Origin of the sequence: Acinetobacter terrestris (assembly GCF_004331155.1) — a bacterium.
Classification (GTDB): Bacteria; Pseudomonadota; Gammaproteobacteria; order Pseudomonadales; family Moraxellaceae; genus Acinetobacter; species Acinetobacter terrestris.
In genome coordinates this window covers 1-24,134 of record NZ_SJNZ01000019.1, presented here as the reverse complement: position 1 = coordinate 24,134, position 24,134 = coordinate 1, and the positions used below count along the sequence as shown (strand labels likewise).

Below are 24,134 nucleotides of genomic sequence, written 5' to 3'. Positions count from 1 at the left end.
AATTAAAATATAAAATGGAGGATGTATGCCTTCCAAAAATCCATCCTGGTTTGCTAACGTCAATCCAAATGTGTTTTTAAGTACCGTCGCTATCATTTTTATCTTTCTGGTGGTGGTTGTTTTAGCCCCAAACTCATTTGAGCTGATTACCAAGAATCTCAATCAATGGGTTACAGATTCCTTTAGCTGGTTCTATGTATTGTCGGTCGCGATATTTCTTATTTTACTGATTTATATTGCATTATCGGACATGGGGAAAATCAAGCTGGGTCCCGATCATAGCCAGCCCAATTATAGCAATACTTCCTGGTTTGCTCTGTTATTTACAGCAGGCATGGGAATTGGCCTGATGTTCTTTGGCGTCGCCGAACCCGTAATGCATTATGTCTCACCGCCGGAAGGGGCGGGCGAAACGATTCAAGCCGCACAACAGTCCATGCGCGTGACTTTCTTTCATTGGGGCTTTCATGCCTGGGCAATTTATACTGTGGTGGGATTGGCACTGGCCTATTTTGCTTATCGCCATAATCTGCCACTTAAAATTCGTTCTGCTTTGTATCCGATTATTGGCCAAAAAATTTATGGTCCGATCGGGGATGCCGTGGATACCTTTGCCACGATTGGAACAGTTTTCGGTGTGGCCACCACCTTGGGTTTTGGAGTAACTCAAATTAATTCGGGGCTGAACTACCTGTTTGGAATCCAACAAACAGCCAGTACCCAAGTGATCCTGATTATTGTGGTCAGCACCATGGCTTCAATGTCTGTATTCTTAGGCCTAGATAAGGGAATTAAACGGCTATCTGAACTGAATTTAATTTTGGTGCTGACTTTATTACTGTTCGTATTTTTTGCCAGCTCTTCTATTTATTTACTGCAAACCACCATCCAAAATGCCGGGCAATACGTCTCAAATTTATTTGCGATGACCTTTAATTTATATGCCTATCAACCTAATGGCTGGATTGGCGGTTGGACCATTATGTACTGGGCATGGTGGATTTCATGGTCACCATTTGTGGGGATGTTTATCGCCCGGGTATCCAAAGGACGCAGTATTCGCGAATTTATTGTCGGTGTTTTGCTGATTCCGACCGGTTTTACCCTGATCTGGATGGGTTTCATGGGAAATGCCGCGCTGTATAGCATTCTGCATGAAGCGAATCATTCTCTGGTTGTGGCAGTTCAACGCGATTCATCGGTCGCACTATTCGCGTTCTTGCAAAGTTTGCCTTTTTCAAGCGTCATGAGCTTATTGGCAACCTGTCTGGTGATGCTGTTTTTTGTGACTTCTGCAGATTCCGGTGCACTGGTGACCGACTATTTAACCGCAAAATCTGAAAACTCTCCCATTTGGCAAAGACTGTTTTGGACCGTATTGATGGCGGTATTGGCGATTGTCTTACTGCTGGTGGGTGGACTCGGTGCATTACAGTCAGCCACCATGATGAGTGCCTTGCCGGTTACTTTTATTATGCTGTTGATCTGTTGGGGTTTAGTGAAAGCCTTGCGTCTGGATGTCATCAAAATGAATGCATTACAAGAAGCACGTATTACCCCACGAGCGATTCAAAACCCACGTAGTTGGCAGCAGCGTTTAGGCCTGATTATGCATTATCCGCATACTGAAACAGAGGTGAGTCAGTATATTCAAACTGAGGTATCCAAGGCCTTTCAAAGTGTGCAAAAGGAGTTTCAGCGCCGTAAGTTGACAGTGACCATTCGCTCGATTGCCGATGGCCTGGAATTAAGAGTCGATCATCATGATGAAATTAATTTTATCTACCAGGTGGTGATAAGAGAAACGGTTCCGCCGAGTTTTATGCCAGAAATGACTGCGGATGAAATAAGCTATTATCAGGCAGAAGTCTTTTTAAAAGAAGGCGGTCAGAACTATGATGTGATGGATTGGACTTCAGATGATCTATTACAAGATATTATTGATCAATATGAACGCCATCTACACTTTTTAAGTCTGGTGCGCACCCCAGAATAAATTCAGCTAGTCATAAAGCCGTAATAAAAAAGGACGCTTAAAGCGTCCTTTTTTCTATTCAGAATCTAATCAAAAATTAGAAACGGAATTTAGCGTTTACAGCACCCAGTTGTGCATCATTTGCGCCATATTCACCATTTGCATAAACGTAGCTTGCGCCTAGTGATACTGCTGGAGTTACAAAGTAGCTAGCATTCACACCAACAGCAGATGTTGGAACGGTATAACTCTTATAGCTGCCGTCTGTATAAGAAAGACCTAGACCAAGTTTAGGAGTTACATAAAGATCTGATTTAAGTTGATACATAGTTTCTTCGCCAGAAACCAAGCCAGCTTCGAAACCAATTGACATGTTAGTACCGTCGATTGGACCTACATATTTAGTACGTGCAGTAATTGCATCGTTGTCTTTTTCAATTGAACGAGCTTCCATAGAAGCACTCATTAGACCATTATTTAAAATGTTAAAAGTATCTAATGAATCCTTTTCTGTAGCACTGGTATAACCTACAGCCACCAAGAAGTTTGGCGCAACTAAAGCACCAAGCTCAAGTGCGTAACGATCGCCAGAGTCATCATCTTGAAGCAAAGCTGTAAAATCGTTTTTAGCATCAGTTTCAGAATGATTGTAAGATGCGCTTGCGTATACGGGTACAACACTTGTAGGAATATAGGTTTCACCCTTAACGCCGTAAGAATGTTGTTCTACATTAAATTCTTCATTAATCGCTACTGTTGTGCCTCCAACAGTAACAGAACTGTTGATGTCAGATGTCAACTGGCCAAAGTTATAGCCAGCAGAAATACTGCTTGCTTGGTTTAAGAAAGCAGCTTCAGCCAACGGTCCTTTAGATGTATCGATATCTTTAAAGTAGTAAGTACCTTGTGCTCCTACATTATAGTTACCATCATTTAATTCAGCATCGTAGTAGCCTACAGTCCCTTGAACTTCCGCTTGATAAGCTTGAGCACCCGTCATGGCTAATAATAAAGCAGTGGCTAAACCGAGTTTTTTCATAATAATTACCAGTTCTATTAAAAATGGATTAAACAGTAGGCATTGTATTGTAACAATACATTAAGTCAATGAACTAAAAGAACATTATTTTATTGGAATATTACTATAAACATCACGTAGAGTAATAATTATACAATCTGACTTTTACTTATAAATTCCAAAAACTTTTTTATAACAAAGGATTATATGGATCAAAATTATTTATTTTGCTTAAAATTAATAAACGGAATAAGTTACTTTTTATAATGTAAAATTAGGTTACTTTGCATTCGTTAATTGTAAAAAAATAATTTATATATGTTGGTATAGGGTGAGCTTATTATCACATTTGTAATATTTTATGAATTAAACCAATAAAGGTGAGTTGAAATGTCTATTTTTGTTGTTTAAAAAACACCCATCTTAATCTTTAATATGTGAAATATTTCACATTTATGCATATCTTTTGTGATTTATATAAAACCCTACTGGTTTAATAGGCTTTACTTATTTAAAGATTTTTACCATAATATATCTATCAAGTCGTATTGCATTGAAATAATGTGATGATGATCTGATTCTCCATAAACAAGTTTTGTTTTTATATGCCCAACTTTCCCCAAGGTTGGGCTTTTTTTTACCTAAAATAATCTTGCTCTGGCTGAGTTCTCATATTTAATAAAAAATAGCTAAATATCAGCACGGCTTTAAAACCAATAGACTATTAATTTTTTATTTTTTGATCACTGCTTTATTACAAAGCAGAATATTAAAAAATGTTCATTTTGAATTATTTTTTAGAATTTTATTGCACCAATAAAGTGCGTTATTGATTTAAGTTATATGTAATATCTTAAATTTAGTAATAAAAAACCCCAGTTTCCTATGAAAACTGGGGTTTTTTAGCCAAAAATCTCGGAAAAATCAAAAATCCTGCTGAGGAATGATTTTGACTTGCCCTAATGCGGGGCATTATGCACTTATTTGTGGCATGTGTAAATATTTTCTTACCCCTCTAATAAAAATATTTGAGTGATGCGTAATTTATACAAAATGATGTGGCCGGATTTGATAAAAATAGAGAACTTATGCTTTCGAGATTTTGAGATGAAACAAGGATTGTTTTACTTAAGCTGCTTAATCGTTTTGATGCAATTAAGTGCCTGCCAGATGGGAACAGAACAGAATTTGAGTAAAGCGGTGATAAAACCTCACTCAAAATTAAGCTCTGCGCGATCAGAAGATATTGCCACACTATTAAATCAGGCAAATAAACAAGCCGTCTTTATGACTTACGATGGTCATCAGTTGAATCGTTATGGAAATGCTTTAACACGTGCCAATTCTCCCTATATTCCAGCTTCAACTTTTAAAATGTTAAATGCCTTGATTGGCTTACAGCATCACAAAGTAACTACCACGGAAGTTTTTAAATGGGATGGTAAGAAACGTAGTTTTGCTGCATGGGAAAAAGACATAACTTTGGGGCAGGCAATGCAGGTGTCTGCGGTTCCTGTTTATCAAGAGTTGGCCAGACGTATTGGTTTGGACTTAATGCAGCAAGAAGTAAAACGTGTTGGTTTTGGCAATCAACAGATTGGTCTACAGGTTGATAATTTTTGGCTAATAGGTCCTTTAAAAATCACTCCTGAACAGGAAGTGAAATTTGCTTATCAACTGGCAACAGAACAATTGCCTTTTGATGCTGCTGTACAGAAACAGGTGAAAGAGATGCTTTTTATAGAGCGTCGCGGGGATACCAAACTATATGCTAAAAGTGGCTGGGGGATGGATGTAAGTCCACAAGTTGGCTGGTATACAGGCTGGGTGGAACAGCCAAATGGACAGATCACCGCTTTCGTTTTAAATCTGGAAATGCAAAATACCGATGATGTGGGCGAGCGCAAGCAATTGAGTCTAGATATTTTAGATAAGCTCGGCTTATTCTTTTATCTTCGCTAGAGATAAGTATTAACAATATATTTTTATAAAAAATAAGATAAACGGTTGATAAGAAAGAATTATTTTAGTAAAAAATCATGTAATATATACGCTTGTATTGTAAGCGAAATATGATGATGATTGGCCAGTTGTTTGTGTGTAGGGCGTACTGAATCCATGTATAAATTACGTTCGGAACAGATTAGCCAACGGCTTTACTTGTCGATGATCATCATTATCTTCTCACTGCTTTTCCTTTCTATTCCTTTAATTATTAGTAGCTATCAAAGTTATCAAAAAGCGGATCGTGCCTTGACGGAAATTTCTGCACTACGTGCGGTTGCAGATTTAGCCAATAAAGTTTCGCGCGAGCGGGCGCCTGCGAATAAGGTGATGTCAAGTACCCCTGATGAGTTGGAAGCAAATCTAAATGAGTTGCATAGGTATCGAAAAGAAGTCGATTTACAAATTGAGCAAACCCTACAAATTTTAAATGCAGCGGGCTTTTCTGCTCAGGTACCCGGATTATCATCCAATTTAAAAGTAACGTTACAGCAAGGTCGTCAAGCTGTAGATGCTTATGCTGCTTTGCCCCGATCTGAACGGACTTCAAAACAGCTTGATGATGCGATTAAGCAAATGTTCATGGCATGGGACAGTTGTCAGAAAATTTTAAAAAATGTATTGCTGCACACTGTAGCTAAGGACACATCTGTTTCCGATTCCTACACCCTCATTTTAATTCTGGCAGATTTACGCGATCAGGCCGGGCGAATTGCCTCGAATATCATTGCGTCGGTGACTTTTGCAGAAAAAATACCTGAAGATAATCTGGCCCGATCATTACAGACTCAACATCAGGCACATTATTTATGGGGCTTGGTCAATACTATCCAGCCCAAACAAGCTAAGACCCCGGAATATTTGGCTTTGCACCACCAAGTAAAAACACAGTTTTTAGACCAAGGTATTCCAATTGTTGCGGGCTTAATCAATGAGAGTATGCAAAATCGGGCATATTCATTGACGGGTACGCAACTCACAGAAGCAATGGTTGATAAATTTGCCACCGTGGTGAATTTACAAACCTATATTCTTGATTATAGTGTGAGCGTTGCTCAAAACCAGAAAAAGCAGGCACAACAGCAATTTATCCTAACGCTTTTGGTTGCAATCATTTGTCTGGTTACCGCAGGTTTTACCATGATCTATGCGCGAAATGGGGTATTTAAACCTTTAATTAAAGCCAGAAATACAATTTTTCGTTTGGCCCAGCATAAGGTTACAGATAGTGAATATGATGAGTTATCTAATGATCCGGTGACTTTGTTACAGGCAATTAAAAAATTGAAACGTGTGCTACAGCAACGCGATGCTTTAGAATTTCAGCTTAGGAACATTGCCAATACTGATAGTTTAACTGGTGTATCTAACCGTTTGGCTTTGGATGAATATATTAAGTATTTGGAAAAGAAACCTGAAAAATTTACTCAAACAGCCCTCATTATTTTTGATATTGATGATTTTAAACATGTAAATGATACATTTGGGCATATTGTTGGTGATGAAGTTATCCGGCTGGTTGCGGAAAAATTACAAGTTAATGTGCGAAATTCAGATTTGATCATTCGTTACGGTGGTGATGAATTTTTGGTATTAATCGAACAGGCTGATTTTGATGACGCTTGGGTTGTCGCGAATAAAATTCTGAAAGAAATTGGCAACTCTGAACTCTACATTGCCGAGATTAATCAAAATATTCAGGTTTCTGTCAGTGCTGGTGTGGCTGTTGGTGCAGCATCGTGGATGGCATTATTAGAAAAAGCCGATAAGTCTTTATTTAAAGCCAAAGAAAATGGGAAAAATGCAGTAGCAGGGTGATATTGTATCACCCTATATTTATTTGGTTTTCTCAATCAAATAATTAATAAAATTGGTGCATGCAACCAGCATAAATTTTGCATCGATATAAGTTGAATTAGATTCTTCGAGCATGGCATGGCGAATACCATCCGCATCAGAGGTATAGCCATAAAGTTGACTTAAGCTATCTTTTAATACTGTATGTAATCCATGTTTATCTTCAATGATTTTTAAGGGTTCAATATTAGATAACTTGCTTAACAAACAATGCTTAATTCTTTGAAATCAGCACTGCCTCATTTGATTGATTCAATTTTGATACCTTTGCGTAGGCATTATCTCTACTTTTGAAAGGTCAAAAGTAGACAAAAACCTTTCGTTTCCCATACACGACATCCATGTCGTGATGGGAAACATGTGGCATCCATGCCACACTCATGAATCCAAGATTTATTAAGGTTTATTTTTAAATTTTAGTTTACATAGGTCGTAATAGCAGTGATTGAATTACCGAGTCCAATTAACCGCTGTATCTAAAATTTCTAATGCGGTCATATTCTTAATTTAAAATAAAAAAAACGGTGAATGAATCACCGTTTTATCATGCATTTAGGATAAAAAAATTATTTAAGCAATGGCTTCAAGAACTTCGCTGTATGTGAAACTTCAGATTTAGACATTTCTTCAGGTGTACCTTCAGCAATAATCATACCGCCACCGGCACCACCTTCAGGACCAAGGTCAATTACCCAATCCGCAGTTTTAATCACATCCAGATTATGCTCAATCACCACAATGGTATTACCCTTATCGCGGAGCTGATGCAGAATATCTAACAGTTTCGCAATGTCATGGAAATGCAGACCTGTGGTCGGTTCATCCAGAATATATAAAGTTTTACCCGTATCGCGTTTCGCCAACTCACGTGCCAGTTTTACACGTTGTGCTTCACCACCAGAAAGGGTTGTTGCAGATTGACCTAAACGGATATAACCCAAACCGACTTGCGTTAAAGTCTCTAGACGGCGGTGAATTACGGGAATAGCTTCGAAAAAATGCATTGCATCTTCAACAGTCATGCCTAAAACATCAGAAATATTTTTGCCTTTATAACCGACTTCTAGCGTTTCACGGTTATAACGGTCGCCATGACAGGCATCGCAAGGCACATACATATCCGGCAGGAAATGCATCGCCACTTTAATCATGCCATCGCCTTCACAGGCTTCACAACGACCACCTTTCACGTTAAATGAGAAACGACCCGCAGCATAACCACGTGCTTTGGCTTCAGGTGTTTGTGCGAAGAGTTCACGGATCGGGGTGAACAAACCCGTATAGGTTGCTGGGTTAGAACGAGGCGTACGTCCAATCGGGCTTTGGTCAATATCCACGACTTTATCGAGGAACTGTAAGCCATCAATCGAATCAAATTTTTCAGCGGTTAAAGTGGTTGCGCCATTCAATTGCGTTGCGGCAAGCGGTAAAAGGGTACGGTTAATCAATGTCGATTTACCCGAACCTGAAACCCCTGTCACACAGGTCATAATGCCTAAAGGAATGGTCAAATCGACATTCTGTAGATTGTGACCCGCAGCACCCATCAGCTTGATTTTTTCTTCAGGTTTGGGTGGTTGAGTACGCACTTTCGGCACTTTAATTTTTAACTTGCCTGATAAATACTGTCCGGTAAGCGAGTCAGGATTTGCCAAAATTTCTTCATAGGTACCTTCGGCAATAATATGACCGCCATGCACACCGGCACCCGGGCCAATATCAATAATATGATCCGCAGCACGAATTGCATCTTCATCATGCTCGACGACTAAAACTGTATTGCCTAGGTCACGTAAGCGAACTAAAGTTTCAAGCAGACGGTCATTATCACGTTGATGCAGACCAATCGACGGTTCATCCAATACGTACATCACACCCATCAAACCCGCACCAATTTGCGAAGCCAGACGAATACGCTGTGCTTCACCACCCGACAGGGTTTCGGCAGAACGCGACAGACTTAAATAGTTCAAGCCGACAGAAACAAGGAAATGTAGGCGCTCGCGAATTTCCTTGAAAATCTTATCGCCAATTTCGCCTTTGGCACCCTCAAGCTGTAGGTCTTGATAATAAGCTTCGGCATCGCCAATCGACATTTTGGTAATTTGCGCGATGGTTTTGTCTTTGACTCGGACGTTACGTGAAATTTCATTCAGACGTGAACCGCCACAGGCATCACAGGCTGCATTGGATAAATATTGCGCTAAATCATCACGAACATAATTCGATTCAGTTTCACGGTAGCGACGCTCCAGATGCGGCAAAATGCCTTCAAAAGGTTGAACCCGCTTATGCTGACGACCACGCTCATCGATATAGCTTAAATCAACTTTGTCTTTGCCTGTTCCGTAAAGGAATTTCTTTTTGATGTCGGCATCCAGTTCATTCCACGGCGTATCCAGAGAAAAGCCAAAATGCGCTGCGACTTTTTCAATCATGCTGTAGTAATACGGACGCTGTCTGTCCCAACCACGAATGGCGCCTTGGCTTAATGATACTTCACTGTTTGGAATCAGTTTTTCAGTACTAAAATGGCTGCGTGTACCTAAACCATCACAGGCAGGGCAGGCACCAAATGGATTGTTGAACGAGAACAAACGTGGTTCGAGTTCTGCAACGGCACGGTCACATTCAGGGCAGGAATGCTTTGCCGAGAACACACGATCCGCTTGTTCGCCTTTCATCCACGATAAAATCGCGATGTCACCACCTAAACGCAGCGCAGTTTCGAAAGATTCTGCAATACGGTTGCCTAAGTCATCACGGACTTTAAAGCGATCCACCACCACTTCAATGGTGTGTTTTTTCTTTTTATCCAGCTCGGGTGGAGTGTCAATTTCAACAATTTCACCATCGACACGGGCACGGACAAAACCTTGGCTTTGCAATTGCTCAAACAGGTTGGTGTATTCGCCCTTACGTTCACGCACTACAGGCGCAAGCAGCATTAAAGCCGTGCCTTCTTCCAGATTTTTTACTGCATCGACCATTTCAGATACAGTTTGTGCCACCATCGGCAGGTCATGTTCAGGACAGTACGGTGTTCCGACACGGGCATATAACAGACGTAAATAGTCGTAAATTTCCGTGATTGTTCCCACAGTTGAACGTGGGTTATGGCTGGTAGATTTCTGTTCAATCGCAATCGCAGGACTTAAACCTTCAATAGAATCGACTTCCGGTTTTTCCATTTGCGAAAGGAACTGGCGCGCATAGGCAGAAAGCGATTCTACATAACGGCGCTGACCTTCAGCATATAAAGTGTCAAAAGCTAAGGAAGATTTACCTGAGCCTGAGAGTCCCGTAATCACCACGAATTTGTCGCGTGGAATATCGAGTGACACATTTTTTAAGTTATGGGTACGTGCGCCTCGAATACGGATATGACTTTGGCTCATAAAACATCTCGGTAATGTGCAAATTGAAGGTTATATATGATAGCGATTTAATTTTGTTCAAGTTGAATAAAATCATTTTTTAGCGACATATTGTGTCGGCTAAATCAATTTAATTAAGTTTTATAAGACTGTAGCGAGCTTTCTAGAGCGCCACAAGCCTGAATAAGTTACTTTTAATGTGAATCATGTTGCAGAAGGTATCGCTAAAAAAGCAAAATCACAGCACAATAGCATCAAAATAAAAAAGGAAATTAAAACAATGATTGCGAAAGTTTTAATCACACTGATTGCATTGCTACATATTTATTTTCTGGTTCTTGAAATGTTCCTGTGGGATAAACCGTCTGGCATGAAGGCGTTTGGCCATAATCTGGAAAAGGCAAAATTGACCAAAGTTTTAGCGCAAAATCAGGGTTTATATAACGGTTTTTTAGCTGCCGGATTAATTTGGTCGCTGTTTGCACCTGATGCTTATGCCAGGGCACTGGCCAACTTCTTTTTAGGCTGTGTTTGGGTTGCCGGGATTTATGGCGGCATTACTGCCAGTAAAAAGATCATTTATATTCAGGCTGTCCCTGCATTGCTTGCTTTAATTGTAGTAAATATATTTTAAGGATCGGCATAGAATTCATTTTTAAAAACGTTTGCCTGCTGGATCTGTGAATATGTTGTCTTTATTTTTGAAATGTATATTGGGCGCCGCAGTGGTACTGCTAATTTCGATACTTTCTAAAAGCAAGGCATTTTATATTGCAGGACTGGTGCCGTTATTTCCGACTTTTGCCTTGATTGCGCATGTGATTGTGTCACAGCAGCAGGGTGCAGCAGCTTTACAGAAAACCGCTTTATTCGGGTTATGGTCGCTCATTCCCTATTTTATTTATCTGTTGATGGTGTATGTGCTGGCAACCAGAATGTCGATGTGGTCGTGTTTGGGCGTAGCAACGCTGTGCTGGGTTGTGGCAGCAGCCGGGCTGATTTATGGCTGGCAGATATTTCAGCAGTAAAAAAATCCCTCCCCTTGCGGACTCAAAATATATTTTGAGTCCGCAAGGGGAGATGATTAAAGTAATCTTGGTGAGAAAATCTTGCCTATTAACAGTAGAAGGGAGTAATTCATTTCTTATTGTTTATTACTGATCCAAGCCCAACCACTGGCGTTGATCATATGCACTATCCCAGAACAGCCATTCCAGTTTGGCCGCTGTGGTATAAGCCTGGTGCATTTTCTCAAGGGTATCGGCATCACAGCGTGCAGCAACTTTATCAATTGTGGCAATCACATTTCGCACCGCCTCATTGAATTCTTCACCTGAATAGGTATCGACCCAAGCTTGATAGGGATTATTCGGGATTGAATTATCGACAATATCTTTACCCACTTCGGCATAAATCCAGAAACATGGCAGTAAGGAAGCCAAGACCACCGGATAGCTTTCAGACCAAGCAGTTGCCGTTAAAAACGAGCTGTAATGATGACAAGCCAAGGTAAGAGGCGTGGATTCAAATTCTTTTTTGGTGATATCAAATTCCTGCATAAAGCCATCATGCAGACTGCGTTCAACCACAATGGCAATTCTGGCAGCCTCGGCAAACTGAATCACGTCATCGGCTTCAAAGGCTTTGGCAGCACAGACTGCAAGTGATCGACCATAAGCCAGTAAATAATGCGCATCCTGAATCACATAATGACTAAAAACGTCTTTGCTCAAAGTGCCTTGTGCAAGTTCCTGGTTAAATGGCAGGGCTAAAGTTTTTTGATATAAAGCCAAATTTCGCTGCCATACATCTTGAGAAAAGCTCATGTCATCATCCTGTCGATAATAAAAGAAGAATTTACAGAAGGCAGGACTATAACAAGAGTTTTCACGCCAAGATATCAAGCTGCATAAATAGTATATTTCTCTTGAAAAAAATCATACGAAGAATTTTGGATTAATAGCAAAAAGTCGTCATAATTGTGCACATAAAATCTTAAGTTCTTTTTTAAGTTTTACCGAATTTACTCTCTATATATATTTGTTCATAGGTCGATCTATCATGATGAAACATTTTGGTTTCTCAATCATTTTTACGATCGTGTGTCTGGCTATATCTGCATATTGGGGCTTTACGCATGGCCCTGAAGCAGGTTTAAAGACCATGTTCACGGCGTTAACCATTACTGCCATTCTGGCCGTCATGGAAGTATCACTTTCTTTCGATAATGCCGTGGTCAATGCCTCGGTACTGCGCGGTTGGGATCATTTCTGGAAAATGATTTTCTTAACCGTCGGTATTGTTATTGCTGTATTTGGCATGCGTTTGGTGTTCCCGATTGTGATTGTTGCAGTCACTGCGGACATGGGTATGCTTGAAGTCGTGAAAATGGCGATCAATGATCCTATTCTTTATTCAGAGAAGTTGATGGCACATCATGCTGAAATTGCAGCATTTGGTGGCTCATTCTTGTTACTGGTATTCCTGAATTTCTTCCTGGATAGCGAAAAAGACACGCACTGGTTTAGATGGCTTGAAGCACGTTTGTCTAATCTAGCCAACGTACCTGCAATGTCAGTATTTCTTGCATTGGTTGGCTTGCTGATCATGGCAGCAAATGTAGAGGAAACTGCACGTTTAGCCGTGACCATGGCAGGAATCTGGGGGATCGTTATTTACATTGGGGTTCAAGTACTGAGTCACTTGTTAGGCGGTGAACCTGAAATTGATGAACAGGGCAATGCTGTTGCACATGATGCCAGTGGTGCATCTACAGGTGTGATTAAAGCCGGTTTTGGTGGTTTCCTTTACCTTGAAGTACTGGATGCATCGTTCAGTTTTGATGGTGTCATCGGTGCATTTGCGATTACATCTGACGTTGTGATCATTATGCTGGGTCTTGCCATTGGTGCAATGTTCGTGCGTTCAATGACGATTTATCTGGTCGAAAAAGGCACATTAGATGCTTATATTTTCCTTGAGCATGGTGCGCATTACGCGATTGGTGCTTTGGCATTTATTATGCTGGCGAGCGGCACGGGTCTACACGTACCTGAAGTTGTGACCGGTTTGATTGGTGTGGCCTTTATTGTTTGGGCAGTCATTGCATCCATTCAATATACCAAGCGTCAAGAACGGATCGGTTAATCCTTTTTTAAGAAAAACGGTTACAATAAGGGCGCATAAAAATGTGCCCTTTTTTATCGTGGCTGATCTTTGAATAACTCAACATCCATAACATGAATGTTGTAGGATAGCCCATCGAAATTAAACTCATAAAACCAAGCTTATTGATATGATGAATGCTTTAGAACGCCGTTCAACCTTTGCCTTAAGCAGTATTTTTGCGCTGCGTATGCTGGGCTTGTTCATGATTATTCCTGTGTTTTCCGTAGCAGGACAGTCATATCAAGGGGCAACACCTGCGCTGATTGGTTTGGCGGTTGGCGTATATGGTTTAACCCAGGCCATTTTACAAATTCCGTTTAGCTTGCTGGCTGACCGTTTTAGCCGTAAGCCTTTGGTGATTTTGGGCTTATTGCTGTTTGCCCTGGGTGGTGCAATTGCCGCGATGTCTGAAACCATTTATGGCGTGATCATTGGCCGTGCGATTGCCGGTGGTGGTGCAGTTTCTGCTGTGGTGATGGCACTATTAGCCGATGTCACCCGTGAAGAACAGCGCAGCAAAGCCATGGCCGTGATGGGAATGAGTATTGGGTTTTCCTTTATGCTCGCGTTTAGCCTTGGGCCTTGGCTCACCAGTTTAGTCGGTATTTCTGGACTGTTTTGGGTCACCACCATTATGGGCTTGGCGGCAATTTCCATGTTGCTCTTGGTTCCCAAAGTGACCCGTCATCATAAAAATTATCAGCAAGGTTATCTTGCACAACTGAAACAAGTGCTGAAAATGGGCGATTTAAACCGCTTGCATATTTCAGTGTTTGCACTGCATTTATTACTGACCGCGATGTTTATCTATATGCCATCGCAGCTGATTCAGTTTGCTGATATTCCATTGGCCAGTCATGGTCTGGTGTACTTGCCATTACTGATCATTAGCCTGTTTTTTGCTTTTCCAAGCATTATTTTGGCGGAAAAATATCGCAAAATGCGCGGCATTTTCCTGACTGCGATTGGCGGGATTATCCTGGGTTTACTGGTGCTGATTTTTGGCTATGAATCAAAATACATTTTATTGGCAGGCTTAGGGTTCTTCTTTATTGCCTTTAACGTGATGGAAGCCTTGTTGCCTTCGTGGTTATCCAAATCTGCACCGATTCAGTCTAAAGCCACAGCCATGGGTGTAAATGCCAGCAGTCAGTTTTTAGGGGCATTTTTTGGTGGCATGATTGGTGGTCAATTATTGTTACTCAATAATACTGCTTTGGGTTGGGGGATCTTAAGTGCTATCGCAATTGTCTGGTTGTTGATCAGTTGGGGCTTGGCTCAGCCGCGTTATCTTTCATCCCTGGTGTTGCGTTTACCCGAGGCAAAACAAACGGATGAGTGGACTTCTCAACTTTTGGCAATTCGTGGTATTGAAGAGGTTGTGGTGATGTCTGATCAGCAATTCGCTTATGTTAAAATTGATAAGCAGCTTATAAATGAAGCTGCGCGACAAGATTTAACGCAGTTGTTAGGTAAAGATGTAGCCATTTAAGCATAACTCTTATAAAGTAAAATATAGAAATAGATAGGAAGTGTACGTCTGATGCGTGGTGTTAATAAAGTAATTTTAGTCGGAACTTTAGGTAAAGATCCTGAAACCAAAACTTTCCCGAATGGTGGTTCTCTTACTCAGTTTTCAATTGCAACCAGTGATTCGTGGACTGATAAAACCACTGGTGAACGTAAAGAACAAACTGAATGGCATCGTATTGTGTTGCATAACCGCTTAGGTGAAATTGCACAGCAATATCTGCGTAAGGGTTCTAAAGTTTATATCGAAGGTTCATTGCGTACGCGTCAGTGGACAGACCAAAGCGGTCAAGAACGCTACACCACAGAAATTCGTGGTGAACAGATGCAAATGCTAGATAGCAACCGTCAGCAAGGTGAACAAGCTGCAGGTGGTGACAACGCGGGTTATAACCAACCACGTTTCAACAACAACCAAGGCGGTGGTTATAACAACAATAATAACAATAGCAATAACCAAGGCGGTTATGGCAATAATCAAGGTGGTGGTTTTAATAACAACCAGCAAGGTGGTTATACAAACAATAATCCGTCTGCTTTCCAGCCAAAAGCACCGCAATCTGCACCTGCTGCGCCTGTCGCTGCACCTGCCGATTTAGATGATGACCTACCGTTTTAATTAGATTAAAACGGTAACTCGTCATCCAAAACCCTTTGTAACCGCAAAGGGTTTTTTATTGCCCAAAACAATCATTTTTAGAAAACTGATAGAAATATTTGATCTATTTTTTCGATAATTTTTATAAAAAAGTACGGTTTTACCTATTCGAGAAACTTTCGTATTCTAGCTTCACAAGATAAGCAATCCCAGAAACGAGCTAGAGGAATATCTCATGAGTTTAATTAATACTGAAGTAAAACCATTCAACGCAACCGCTTATAAAAATGGTGAATTCGTTGCAGTGTCTGAAAAAGACATGATCGGAAAATGGTCAGTGGTGTTCTTCTATCCTGCAGACTTCACATTTGTTTGTCCAACAGAACTGGGTGATTTGGCCGATAACTATGCTGAATTCCAAAAAATGGGCGTTGAGATTTATTCAGTATCGACTGACACCCACTTTACCCATAAAGCTTGGCATGACAGCTCGGACGAAATCAAAAAAATCCAGTATGCAATGATTGGCGATCCAACCTGGACTTTGGCGAAAAACTTCGAAGTTCTCATTGAAGCTGAAGGCTTGGCAGACCGCGGTACTTTTGTGATTGACCCTGAAGGTAAAATCCAGATTATCGAAATCAATGCAGGTGGTATCGGTCGTGACGCGCAAGAACTTCTTCGTAAAGTAAAAGCGGCGCAATATGTTCATGCACACCCAGGTGAAGTTTGCCCGGCAAAATGGAAAGAAGGTGACGCCACACTGGCGCCTTCAATCGACTTGATTGGTAAAATCTAATCTCAAATTGAGATCATCTCCTAAAAAATCCAGGACTGTGTGCCTGGATTTTTTATGCGTCATTTGTTAATTTAAAGCGCATAACCTAAATGATCTTTGGCTAAATCTCTTAAACCTTCGACCAGATAATCAATCAGTTTTTCCATCACCAGACGTTGCCCTTTACGCGAAGCATAGACCAGCTGCACAGTGCCTAAATTTGAGCACCATTCCGGTAAGACATGAATCAGTTGGCCTTGTTTAATGTCTTCTTCAACGGTTATATAAGGCAAATCGGCAATGCCTAAACCATCGCGGACGGCATAGTAGACTCCGGCTAGATCATTACTTTTAATCCGCGGTTGCAGCGGAATATCAATCATTTCATCATGTTCACGATTTTTTAAATGCCAATAATATTGTGATTTTTGAATGCCCAGAACCACACTTGGAAATTCATGTAATTCGGTAAAATGCTGGATCTCTCGTCCTTGTAGCAATTCTGGACTTGCCACCAAACAATGCATGGTTTTAATCACGTCACGGACAATTAAGCTGGAATCTTCATTGGCTTGAAAATTGGTGCGGATGGCTAAATCCATATCATCATGAATCAGATCCACACGGCGGCTGGTCAGTTCGAGTTCAATCTGTACTTTGGGATAATCTTTTAAAAACTGATTCAGTAAAGTGCGAATTTGAAAACGCATCATCACTGAAGGGCAGCTGATTTTGATTAACCCCTGAGGCTCACTTTTTTGTTTCAGTAAGACATTATTGGCACATTCCACCTGGGCGATGACTTTGCAACATTCCTCATAAAATTCCTGCCCCAGTGCCGTCACCTTAAAATGACGGGTGGAGCGTTGAATCAGGCTGACATTAAACTGACTTTCCAAGTCTAAAATGCGCCTGCTGAGTTTTGATTTGGTGATATTGCTGGCTTCACTTGCTGCACTAAATCCGCCGTGTTTTACCACCAGGAAAAAGTAATAATAATCATCAAATGAATGCATACATCATGCTCAAAACAGAACCAGGGAATAGTGATTATTGTAGCTGAAAATCAACCAAATAACGGACATTAAGAACTGCAAAAAAGCGATCCGAAGACCGCTTATTTTAAAAGACTATTGTTATTTTTGAGCGCTGTGCTGGTTATAGCTGTTAATCAGGTTGCGATAATCAGGAATGTGATTTGAGAACAATGCACCCAAACCTTCAACGTCGTTACGCCAGTCGCGGTGCAACTCACAGGCTGCGCCAAACCAGGTCATCAATTGTGCGCCGGCATTGGACATACGATCCCATGACGAATCGCGGGTTAAAGGGTTAAATGTGCCTGAAGCATCGGTAATCACAAACACATCAAAGTCTTCTTCAAGTGCGGAAAGTGCAGGAAATGCCACACAGACTTCGGTCACAACACCGGCAATAATCAGTTGTTTTTTACCTGTGGCCTTGACCGCTTTTAGGAATTCTTCGTTGTCCCAGGCATTAATTTGACCCGGACGGGCAATATAAGGTGCATCGGGGAACATTTCTTTCAGCTCGGGAACCAAAGGTCCATTTGGGCCGCTTTCAAAACTGGTGGTTAAAATGGTCGGAAGATTGAAATATTGAGCTGCTGCAGCAAGTGCTAAAACATTGTTTTTGAATTTATCCGGATCGATATCACGCACCAGTGAAAGTAATCCTGTTTGATGGTCGACCAATAAAACTGCTGCATTATCTTTGTCTAAACGAACGTAGGGTTTGCCCATTTTTTTTGCCTCATGAATTGTGTTGTGGAGAAGTAGAACTCTGTTTAGATGTTCTGGGTTGAATTGATATTAATGAGATAATGATTAGGGATAAACCCGATTATTTGAGATTCATCATATTATTTATAGGATAATTTGGCTGGATTAAGCTAAGAATGAATCTTTATAAAAATGCAAAGCCCATTTTTGTCCTAAAAATGAGATTGTGTGTATTGGTATTTAGCTATGTTGAGATATTTAAAAAGACTAATATGTACGCATATTGTTTCCTAGAGATAGGAGTTTGAAATGAAAAAAATTATTGGCGTTTACCGTAACCAGAACATGCATTGGGTCGGAGATGGCTTTCCGGTTAAAAACCTATTTTCCTACGATCGTTTAGGTCAGGCAATTAGCCCATTTTTGCTCTTGGATTACGCAGCACCCTACCATTTTAGTCCGACCACGCAGCAGCATGGGGTCGGTTCACATCCGCATCGGGGTTTTGAAACGGTGACGCTGGCTTATCAAGGTGGGGTGACTCACAAAGATTCAGCCGGAGGCGGCGGCCAGATTAAAACTGGCGATGTGCAATGGATGACGGCGGGTGCAGGTTTGGTGCATGAGGAATTTCATTCTGAAGAATTTGCCAACAAGGGTGGCCTGTTTGAAATGGTGCAGCTTTGGGTCAACTTGCCTGCAGCAGACAAAATGACCGCACCTAAGTACCAGGCCATTGAAGCACAAGATATTCCCGTGATTGAACTTGAACAGGGTGCGGGGCATCTCCGTATGATTGCCGGTCGCTATATAGCGGATGATGCAGAGCATAGCGGTCCTGCTTCTACTTATAGTCCTGTGAACGTTTGGGATGGTGAGTTGAAAGCAGAACATGTGCATCACATTCATGTGCCTGTCGATCACAATGTACTGGTTGTGGTGCTCTCTGGTGAAATGCAGCTGAATGGAACGCAGCATGTTCAAGACAGTTCCATTGTCATGTTTGCTCAGGACGGTGAAGCCGATATTCAACTGCAGGCGCTTAAAGACAGCAAATTTCTAGTGCTTACTGGCCAACCTTTGAATGAGCCAATTCAGGGCTATGGTCCCTTTGTGATGAATACCAAGGATGAAATCGTTCAAGCCTTTAATGACTTTAATAGTGGCAAATTTGGGGAGATCCCAGTGGCCAGTTAATTTTAGCCATGGGTTGATTATCTAGAAAATAAAGAAGCCCCTAAATGTTTAGGGGCTTTTTGCGAAATGAATTTTGTTGTTTTTACAGCATTTGCATAGTTATGGGGGTTAAAAGTGAATCTGAAAGTCAAATTATTATGTGATGTATCATAACGAAAATTTATGATTTTGTAAACCGATCGTTATAATATTGGTTAATATATCTGTCTTTTTTTAAAGGTTTTTTTATATTTATTTTGAAAAATTATAATAATTTCACACATTTATTTGAATTTTTTAAGCTGTGAATGAACGTAAAAAATCTTTCTAATACCTGTCATGATGACTTTTGTTAAAAAAATATATTCTGGAATATTTTAATACCACCTTTTAATCTCGCTTGGTTCATAATTTCAAGAATCTTATGTGTAACTGACGGATAATAATTTTGGATATTGCAGTTATTGGTAGTGGCATGGCTGGGCTAGCTACCGCCAGAATTCTTAAAGATGCAGGGCATAGCATAACTATTTTTGAAGCATTGCCTGGACGTGGTATGGACAGCCATAGCATTGAATTTGAAGGCGGCTTAATTGATGCACCCTTGCGTGTCATGAATCCGCATTTGTGGAAAAACACCCTCAGTTTGGCGACCTATCTGGATATACCCACTTTCCCCGTGCGTACCTATATGGCATGCAGCTGGCTGTTTGAGGATCGCACTGAAACCTGGCTAACCACCACCCGTAGCCGTATTGGGAATTTCCCGATTATCAATAACCGTAAAGGGCTGCAACAATACGGCTGGCGTCTGGTCAAAGGCATGCTGCAACTGAAAGCGGCCATTGCTCGATTCTTTAAGTCAAAGAACCAAGAGATTAGCCTGGCTGAATTTATTAATAATAATGATATCGAAGAAGTATTCTGGCATGGCGCGGTGATGCCGGTGCTGTATACCATTTGTACCTGTAACCCAAAAACCATTGGCGACTGGCCTGCAAAACCTTTATTGACATTCTTGCGTCAATTGACCGATGGCGATGCTTTACTGCGTCTTCAAGGTGGCACGCCAGCATTGGTCGACAAGCTAATTAAAGACATTGAAATTCATAATGGCACTGCCATTACCCAAGTCAAAGAACAGGAAAATGGAGTTCTGGTTGAAAATGCACTAGGTGAGCAGCGCGTTTTTGACCGTGTCATTGTGGCAACACCGACCAATAAAATTGAAACCTTTTTAGATAATGAACAGTTCGCAGATGATATTGCACTGTTAAAGCAATTCAGATTTGAACAGGGTCAATTGGTGATTCACACTGATCAAACCGTGATGCCACCCAAGCGTAAAGACTGGGCGGTGCTCAGTTATATGATGGATCGTAAGTTTACCCGCCAACAGTTCACCGTATGGCTGAATTCAGTCGAGCCAAGTCTGGTCGGCAAGACACCCGTATTCCAAACCTGGCAACCAGTGACTGAAATTGATCCTAAAAAAATCATTTCCAGCGTTACCTTAACCCGTGCGGTGGTGAACTCTCAAACCGTGGCTCTAAATAAAGAATTACAGCAGCGTCATAAAGACCTCAACCGTAAAGTGTTCTACTGTGGTTCATGGTCTTGCGATGGCTTGCCGGTACTCGAATCTGCAGTAACTTCAGCGATGCATATTGCAGAAATTTTGGGTGCACCATTGCCGTTTGTGGGATTAAAACCTAAAGTTGAGGTTGCCCCACAACTCGGCTACTAATCCATGAAATGGCTTCAAGCGATTCAACAGCAATTTTCACAACATAAGTATGCGATTAACGCAAAACAGTTAGGGGATGATGCTGAACTCGCTTGGACTAATCTGGGTTATTGGGATGATGCAACGTCATCCTATCCCGATGCTTGTCGTCAATTGGCAGATCAGTTGGCGCAAGCCGTGCATTTAACTTCAAATGACAGATTGCTGGATTTGGGCTGTGGACAGGGTGCAAGTCTGCTCCATTGGCAGCAGCATTATTATGTTCAACACATTGAAGCTGTGGAAATGCAATCCAGTTGCGTGATTCAAATTCAAAAACATTTTCCTGAGCTTGCTGCGATTCACCAACACTCTTTTTTAAATTTAAAACAGATTCAGTTCAAATCTGGCTTTGATGTGGTGCTGTGTATCGACGCCGCTTATCACTCCAATTTGAATTCATTTCTTGATTCAGTAAACCCTGTTTTAAATTCAAAGGGCAGACTGGGTTTTCATTATTTAATCTGGTCTGAGAAATGGCTGGATTTAAATTCATTGCAAAAACGAAAGTATCAATGGTTATTAAAAGTTGCAGATGTAAATTTAGATCATTTAATGACTGCATCGGCTCTGAAGCAAACTTTGCAGGACTATGATTTTGCGGAGATTGAAATCCGTGATTTATCTAAAGGCGTTTTGCAGGGTTTTGCAAATTATTTTCATACATTGCAGCCATTGCCACATCAAAGTATAGGCCTGGATGGATTTAAAATTCGCATGACAGCAAAATTATGTGCCAAGCTTTATGCAGATGGCTGGGTCAAGTATGTGCAAATCAGCGCGAGAAAATAATCAACACTGACATTTCAGAGATTTTTTGCAAAGCCAAAGCCCAGAAACAACAAAGCCTCACTAAAAAGCGAGGCTAAGTATAAAATGGTGCCGGCACACGGATTCGAACTGTGGACCTACTGATTACAAGTCAGTTGCTCTACCAACTGAGCTATGCCGGCAACGTGGGATGAATAATAGCGAATTTTGCTGAAAACGCAAGCCAAAAAATGAGCGATTGATTTTCCTGCTTTAAGATAAAAATAATTGATCCGCCGCAAAGGTGGGCAAGTCAAAAAGAATTTAAAAGATAACAATGCTTATTTTGGCCTCAGGATCTGGGCTAAGTCTTGTGCACATTCTTCCAAGGTTAAAGCCATGTCAATTTGCATTTGTGGCTTCAGTTCATCTGCAAGCTTTCTCCACTGTTCTATTAAACGTAATGCTTTCTGAATTTTATGTTTATTCATGTCTTTGGCAAGGGTTGGGGTATAACCACCACGTTTCGCATTCTTGATCTGTTTTACATAGTTATTGCTGGTATTCATGCTTACTCCCGAATAGCAGTTTTTGATCTGCTGAATGGACTTTTATGCCTTGAACTAAAGTTCTGTAAGATGATTATTATCAGCGGAATATTGCAGCTTGATGATCATTTTTTTGAGTTTTTATATTCTCTTGTAATGAGGTGAATAAATGTGCAAATTTTTTTAAAAAATGGAAGTCGTTGTTTTAAAATTTTAGATCAACAGATGAAGACTTTTAACCTCAGGAGTGAAGAAAGTATCGCTACATACTTTCTTCAATTGGCTTAAATATTAATATTCCCAAAACATGCGTTGAATTTCTTTTGCATCCCGGGTTTTAGTCAGTGCAAGGGCTGCCAGTAATTTCGCTTTCTGTGGATTTAAGTCATGCGCCACCACCCAGTTATACTGATCATCGGGCTGTTCTGCATTTCTGAGCACAAAGCCTTGTGGCACACGTGATGAACGAATAATTTGCACGCCCTGCTTTTGTAGCTCGTTTAAAGTCGGCACAATATTTTTTGCAACAGATCCATTGCCTGTTCCTGCATGAATAATGGCTTTTGCCCCTGCTTTTGCATAAGCTTTATAGGCATCAGGAATCATATTGCCAGAACCATATACAATTTGAACTAGAGGCAGCGCATCACCCTGAATATTTTCAATATTAAATTCAGATGCATTATTAAAACGTTTCACGACATTTCTAAACCAATAGGTTTTACCTTCGACCAGTGTCCCCAATGCACCCCACTGACTAGCAAAGCCATTGGTGTGAATGTTAATGGTTTTGGTCACATCTCGTGCTGCAAAAATATCATCATTCATGAGCACAAAAACGCCTTTGGCTTTTGCATTATCGGCAGCAGCTAGGGCAACAGCACTATATAAATTTAAAGGGCCATCTGCAGATAATGCAGAAGGTGGGCGCATAGAACCCACGACCACAATCGGTTTATCGGTATGAACGGTCAAGCTTAGAAAATAAGCGGTTTCTTCTAGCGTATCGGTACCATGGGTGATCACAACGCCATTTACATCGGGCTTTTTCACCAATTCATTGACTTTACGTGCAATGGTTAAAAGTTCTTTATCTGTAATGCTTTCTGACGCAACCTGAAGTGCCTGTACACCGGTAACATTTGCCAGATTCTGAATTTGAGGAACGGCCTTGAGCAAGTCATCTACAGGCACTTTGGCTGCGGTATAGGTTGCACTGTTTGTAGAACTGGCACCTGCACCTGCAATCGTGCCACCTGTGGCAACCACCACGACATTATTCTTGGCAAAAGTTGAAAGGGGAAGTAATAAGCCGAGACTTAAAGAAAGTGCGCTAAGTGTTTTTTTCATCATTTTTCCTTATAAATGTTCTGTACAATCCAAGCATTTTTTGTACCACTTATAACCTAATATAAATAAACCAGCTTTGCCTATACCAAATTTAAAATATGGATTTCATCATCAGAAATATCAGAAGCCATGATTTTTATATTTGCTGGAATGAACTTGGGTAAAAATGCGCAATGAATTGTTTTTCTGCCTAATAAATAAATAAATAAATAAATAAATAAATAACCTGAGTTCGAAGGGATTCCTCAGCCATTTAACAAATTTTTAAAGGTTGGCTTATGGGGATTTAAACAGTAAGCCACTACACCCGCCATAACATTCACCATAAAATTATTGATCGATCTATGACGTGTGTGTTCTATCTGATGTTAATTCTTCAACTGATCATTCACTGTTTCAATCAAACCACGCCTTGATAATAACTCTTTTTCTTGCTGTGTTTTTGGTTTGGCATTCTTCATCGATTTACGAACAGGW

19 protein-coding genes, 1 tRNA gene and 2 pseudogenes are annotated in these 24,134 nt (G+C 40.7%); 12 read left to right on the top strand and 10 right to left on the bottom strand.

Annotated elements, in window-relative coordinates; all coding sequences use genetic code 11:
• Positions 1-25: 25 nt before the first annotated feature.
• Positions 26-1,996: a glycine betaine transporter gene (locus tag E0H81_RS11220; RefSeq protein WP_131318963.1), complete on the top strand. Its 1,971-nt coding sequence runs from the start codon at positions 26-28 to the stop codon at positions 1,994-1,996.
• A gap of 76 nt (positions 1,997-2,072) precedes the next feature.
• Here the strand turns inward: E0H81_RS11220 and omp33-36 are convergent, their stop codons facing one another.
• Positions 2,073-3,014, bottom strand: coding sequence for a porin Omp33-36 (gene omp33-36 / locus E0H81_RS11215; protein WP_131318961.1), 942 nt, complete (start codon positions 3,012-3,014; stop codon positions 2,073-2,075).
• A 1,086-nt stretch (positions 3,015-4,100) separates the two neighbouring features.
• Here omp33-36 and blaOXA point away from each other — a divergent pair.
• Together blaOXA and E0H81_RS11205 are read left to right on the top strand one after the other, a co-directional pair.
• Entirely contained in the window at positions 4,101-4,955 is an 855-nt protein-coding gene (gene blaOXA / locus E0H81_RS11210) for a class D beta-lactamase (RefSeq protein ID WP_131318957.1), read from the top strand.
• 156 nt (positions 4,956-5,111) lie between these two features.
• Complete coding sequence (locus tag E0H81_RS11205; RefSeq protein ID WP_131318954.1) at positions 5,112-6,815, top strand: GGDEF domain-containing protein; 1,704 nt, start codon at positions 5,112-5,114, stop codon at positions 6,813-6,815.
• A gap of 18 nt (positions 6,816-6,833) precedes the next feature.
• On the opposite strand, the pseudogene E0H81_RS11200 reads toward E0H81_RS11205, so the two are convergent.
• Together E0H81_RS11200 and uvrA are read right to left on the bottom strand one after the other, a co-directional pair.
• Positions 6,834-7,031: pseudogene (locus E0H81_RS11200) on the bottom strand (AbiJ-NTD4 domain-containing protein); the annotation flags it as partial.
• 389 nt (positions 7,032-7,420) lie between these two features.
• Positions 7,421-10,252 carry an excinuclease ABC subunit UvrA gene (gene uvrA, locus E0H81_RS11195; protein WP_131318951.1) on the bottom strand — a complete coding sequence of 944 codons (2,832 nt, stop codon included), beginning with the start codon at positions 10,250-10,252 and terminating at the stop codon, positions 7,421-7,423.
• Between the two features lie 259 nt (positions 10,253-10,511).
• On the opposite strand from uvrA, the gene E0H81_RS11190 reads away from it, so the two are divergent.
• Together E0H81_RS11190 and E0H81_RS11185 are read left to right on the top strand one after the other, a co-directional pair.
• Positions 10,512-10,865 (top strand): DUF1304 domain-containing protein, encoded by a 354-nt coding sequence (locus E0H81_RS11190; protein ID WP_131318949.1) that lies wholly within the window; start codon positions 10,512-10,514, stop codon positions 10,863-10,865.
• A 52-nt stretch (positions 10,866-10,917) separates the two neighbouring features.
• Positions 10,918-11,259 (top strand): GlpM family protein, encoded by a 342-nt coding sequence (locus tag E0H81_RS11185; protein ID WP_131318947.1) that lies wholly within the window; start codon positions 10,918-10,920, stop codon positions 11,257-11,259.
• A 126-nt stretch (positions 11,260-11,385) separates the two neighbouring features.
• Here the strand turns inward: E0H81_RS11185 and tenA are convergent, their stop codons facing one another.
• On the bottom strand, positions 11,386-12,057 hold the full coding sequence (tenA, locus tag E0H81_RS11180) for a thiaminase II (protein ID WP_131318945.1): 672 nt from the start codon (positions 12,055-12,057) through the stop codon (positions 11,386-11,388).
• A gap of 235 nt (positions 12,058-12,292) precedes the next feature.
• Between tenA and E0H81_RS11175 the strand changes: the two genes are divergently transcribed.
• The 4 genes from E0H81_RS11175 to ahpC all read left to right on the top strand — a co-directional run bounded on the left by E0H81_RS11175 (position 12,293) and on the right by ahpC (position 16,326).
• Positions 12,293-13,378 (top strand): DUF475 domain-containing protein, encoded by a 1,086-nt coding sequence (locus E0H81_RS11175; RefSeq protein ID WP_131267714.1) that lies wholly within the window; start codon positions 12,293-12,295, stop codon positions 13,376-13,378.
• Positions 13,379-13,526: 148 nt separating this feature from the next.
• Positions 13,527-14,891 carry an MFS transporter gene (locus tag E0H81_RS11170; RefSeq protein WP_131318943.1) on the top strand — a complete coding sequence of 455 codons (1,365 nt, stop codon included), beginning with the start codon at positions 13,527-13,529 and terminating at the stop codon, positions 14,889-14,891.
• Between the two features lie 51 nt (positions 14,892-14,942).
• Positions 14,943-15,548, top strand: a complete 606-nt coding sequence (gene ssb, locus E0H81_RS11165; protein ID WP_131318941.1) for a single-stranded DNA-binding protein — start codon at positions 14,943-14,945, stop codon at positions 15,546-15,548.
• Positions 15,549-15,762: 214 nt separating this feature from the next.
• On the top strand, positions 15,763-16,326 hold the full coding sequence (ahpC, locus tag E0H81_RS11160) for an alkyl hydroperoxide reductase subunit C (RefSeq protein ID WP_131318939.1): 564 nt from the start codon (positions 15,763-15,765) through the stop codon (positions 16,324-16,326).
• A gap of 71 nt (positions 16,327-16,397) precedes the next feature.
• Here ahpC and E0H81_RS11155 read toward each other — a convergent pair whose 3' ends face one another.
• Entirely contained in the window at positions 16,398-17,321 is a 924-nt protein-coding gene (locus tag E0H81_RS11155) for a LysR substrate-binding domain-containing protein (RefSeq protein ID WP_131318938.1), read from the bottom strand.
• A gap of 120 nt (positions 17,322-17,441) precedes the next feature.
• Positions 17,442-18,068 (bottom strand): isochorismate family cysteine hydrolase YcaC, encoded by a 627-nt coding sequence (gene ycaC, locus E0H81_RS11150; RefSeq protein ID WP_131318936.1) that lies wholly within the window; start codon positions 18,066-18,068, stop codon positions 17,442-17,444.
• 288 nt (positions 18,069-18,356) lie between these two features.
• On the opposite strand from ycaC, the gene E0H81_RS11145 reads away from it, so the two are divergent.
• The 3 genes from E0H81_RS11145 (at position 18,357) to E0H81_RS11135 (ending at position 21,801) form a co-directional block, all read left to right on the top strand.
• On the top strand, positions 18,357-19,244 hold the full coding sequence (locus E0H81_RS11145) for a pirin family protein (protein WP_131318934.1): 888 nt from the start codon (positions 18,357-18,359) through the stop codon (positions 19,242-19,244).
• A gap of 427 nt (positions 19,245-19,671) precedes the next feature.
• Positions 19,672-20,970, top strand: a complete 1,299-nt coding sequence (locus E0H81_RS11140; RefSeq protein WP_205677723.1) for an FAD-dependent oxidoreductase — start codon at positions 19,672-19,674, stop codon at positions 20,968-20,970.
• Positions 20,971-20,973: 3 nt separating this feature from the next.
• The gene (locus tag E0H81_RS11135) at positions 20,974-21,801 is read left to right on the top strand and encodes an SAM-dependent methyltransferase (RefSeq protein WP_131318930.1); all 828 of its coding nucleotides are present in this window, start codon (positions 20,974-20,976) and stop codon (positions 21,799-21,801) included.
• Positions 21,802-21,886: 85 nt separating this feature from the next.
• Here E0H81_RS11135 and E0H81_RS11130 read toward each other — a convergent pair.
• The 4 genes and pseudogenes from E0H81_RS11130 to E0H81_RS11115 form a co-directional block, all read right to left on the bottom strand.
• Positions 21,887-21,962: transfer RNA gene (locus E0H81_RS11130), tRNA-Thr, on the bottom strand.
• Positions 21,963-22,100: 138 nt separating this feature from the next.
• Complete coding sequence (locus tag E0H81_RS11125; protein ID WP_131318928.1) at positions 22,101-22,328, bottom strand: hypothetical protein; 228 nt, start codon at positions 22,326-22,328, stop codon at positions 22,101-22,103.
• A gap of 270 nt (positions 22,329-22,598) precedes the next feature.
• Entirely contained in the window at positions 22,599-23,657 is a 1,059-nt protein-coding gene (locus E0H81_RS11120) for a type II asparaginase (RefSeq protein ID WP_378235392.1), read from the bottom strand.
• Between the two features lie 245 nt (positions 23,658-23,902).
• A pseudogene (locus E0H81_RS11115) lies at positions 23,903-24,134 on the bottom strand (transposase); the annotation flags it as partial.

Excerpts from the sequence above, each read along its gene's own strand:
- E0H81_RS11190 (WP_131318949.1), top strand. The coding sequence starts at position 10,512 with ATGATTGCGAAAGTTTTAATCACACTGATTGCATTGCTACATATTTAT.
- E0H81_RS11205 (WP_131318954.1), top strand. The coding sequence starts at position 5,112 with ATGTATAAATTACGTTCGGAACAGATTAGCCAACGGCTTTACTTGTCG.
- ycaC (WP_131318936.1), bottom strand. The coding sequence starts at position 18,068 with ATGGGCAAACCCTACGTTCGTTTAGACAAAGATAATGCAGCAGTTTTA.
- ahpC (WP_131318939.1), top strand. The coding sequence starts at position 15,763 with ATGAGTTTAATTAATACTGAAGTAAAACCATTCAACGCAACCGCTTAT.
- E0H81_RS11170 (WP_131318943.1), top strand. The coding sequence starts at position 13,527 with ATGATGAATGCTTTAGAACGCCGTTCAACCTTTGCCTTAAGCAGTATT.
- E0H81_RS11120 (WP_378235392.1), bottom strand. The coding sequence starts at position 23,657 with ATGAAAAAAACACTTAGCGCACTTTCTTTAAGTCTCGGCTTATTACTT.
- E0H81_RS11155 (WP_131318938.1), bottom strand. The coding sequence starts at position 17,321 with ATGCATTCATTTGATGATTATTATTACTTTTTCCTGGTGGTAAAACAC.
- E0H81_RS11220 (WP_131318963.1), top strand. The coding sequence starts at position 26 with ATGCCTTCCAAAAATCCATCCTGGTTTGCTAACGTCAATCCAAATGTG.
- uvrA (WP_131318951.1), bottom strand. The coding sequence starts at position 10,252 with ATGAGCCAAAGTCATATCCGTATTCGAGGCGCACGTACCCATAACTTA.
- E0H81_RS11125 (WP_131318928.1), bottom strand. The coding sequence starts at position 22,328 with ATGAATACCAGCAATAACTATGTAAAACAGATCAAGAATGCGAAACGT.
- ssb (WP_131318941.1), top strand. The coding sequence starts at position 14,943 with ATGCGTGGTGTTAATAAAGTAATTTTAGTCGGAACTTTAGGTAAAGAT.
- omp33-36 (WP_131318961.1), bottom strand. The coding sequence starts at position 3,014 with ATGAAAAAACTCGGTTTAGCCACTGCTTTATTATTAGCCATGACGGGT.
- E0H81_RS11175 (WP_131267714.1), top strand. The coding sequence starts at position 12,293 with ATGATGAAACATTTTGGTTTCTCAATCATTTTTACGATCGTGTGTCTG.
- E0H81_RS11145 (WP_131318934.1), top strand. The coding sequence starts at position 18,357 with ATGAAAAAAATTATTGGCGTTTACCGTAACCAGAACATGCATTGGGTC.
- tenA (WP_131318945.1), bottom strand. The coding sequence starts at position 12,057 with ATGAGCTTTTCTCAAGATGTATGGCAGCGAAATTTGGCTTTATATCAA.
- E0H81_RS11135 (WP_131318930.1), top strand. The coding sequence starts at position 20,974 with ATGAAATGGCTTCAAGCGATTCAACAGCAATTTTCACAACATAAGTAT.
- E0H81_RS11185 (WP_131318947.1), top strand. The coding sequence starts at position 10,918 with ATGTTGTCTTTATTTTTGAAATGTATATTGGGCGCCGCAGTGGTACTG.
- blaOXA (WP_131318957.1), top strand. The coding sequence starts at position 4,101 with ATGAAACAAGGATTGTTTTACTTAAGCTGCTTAATCGTTTTGATGCAA.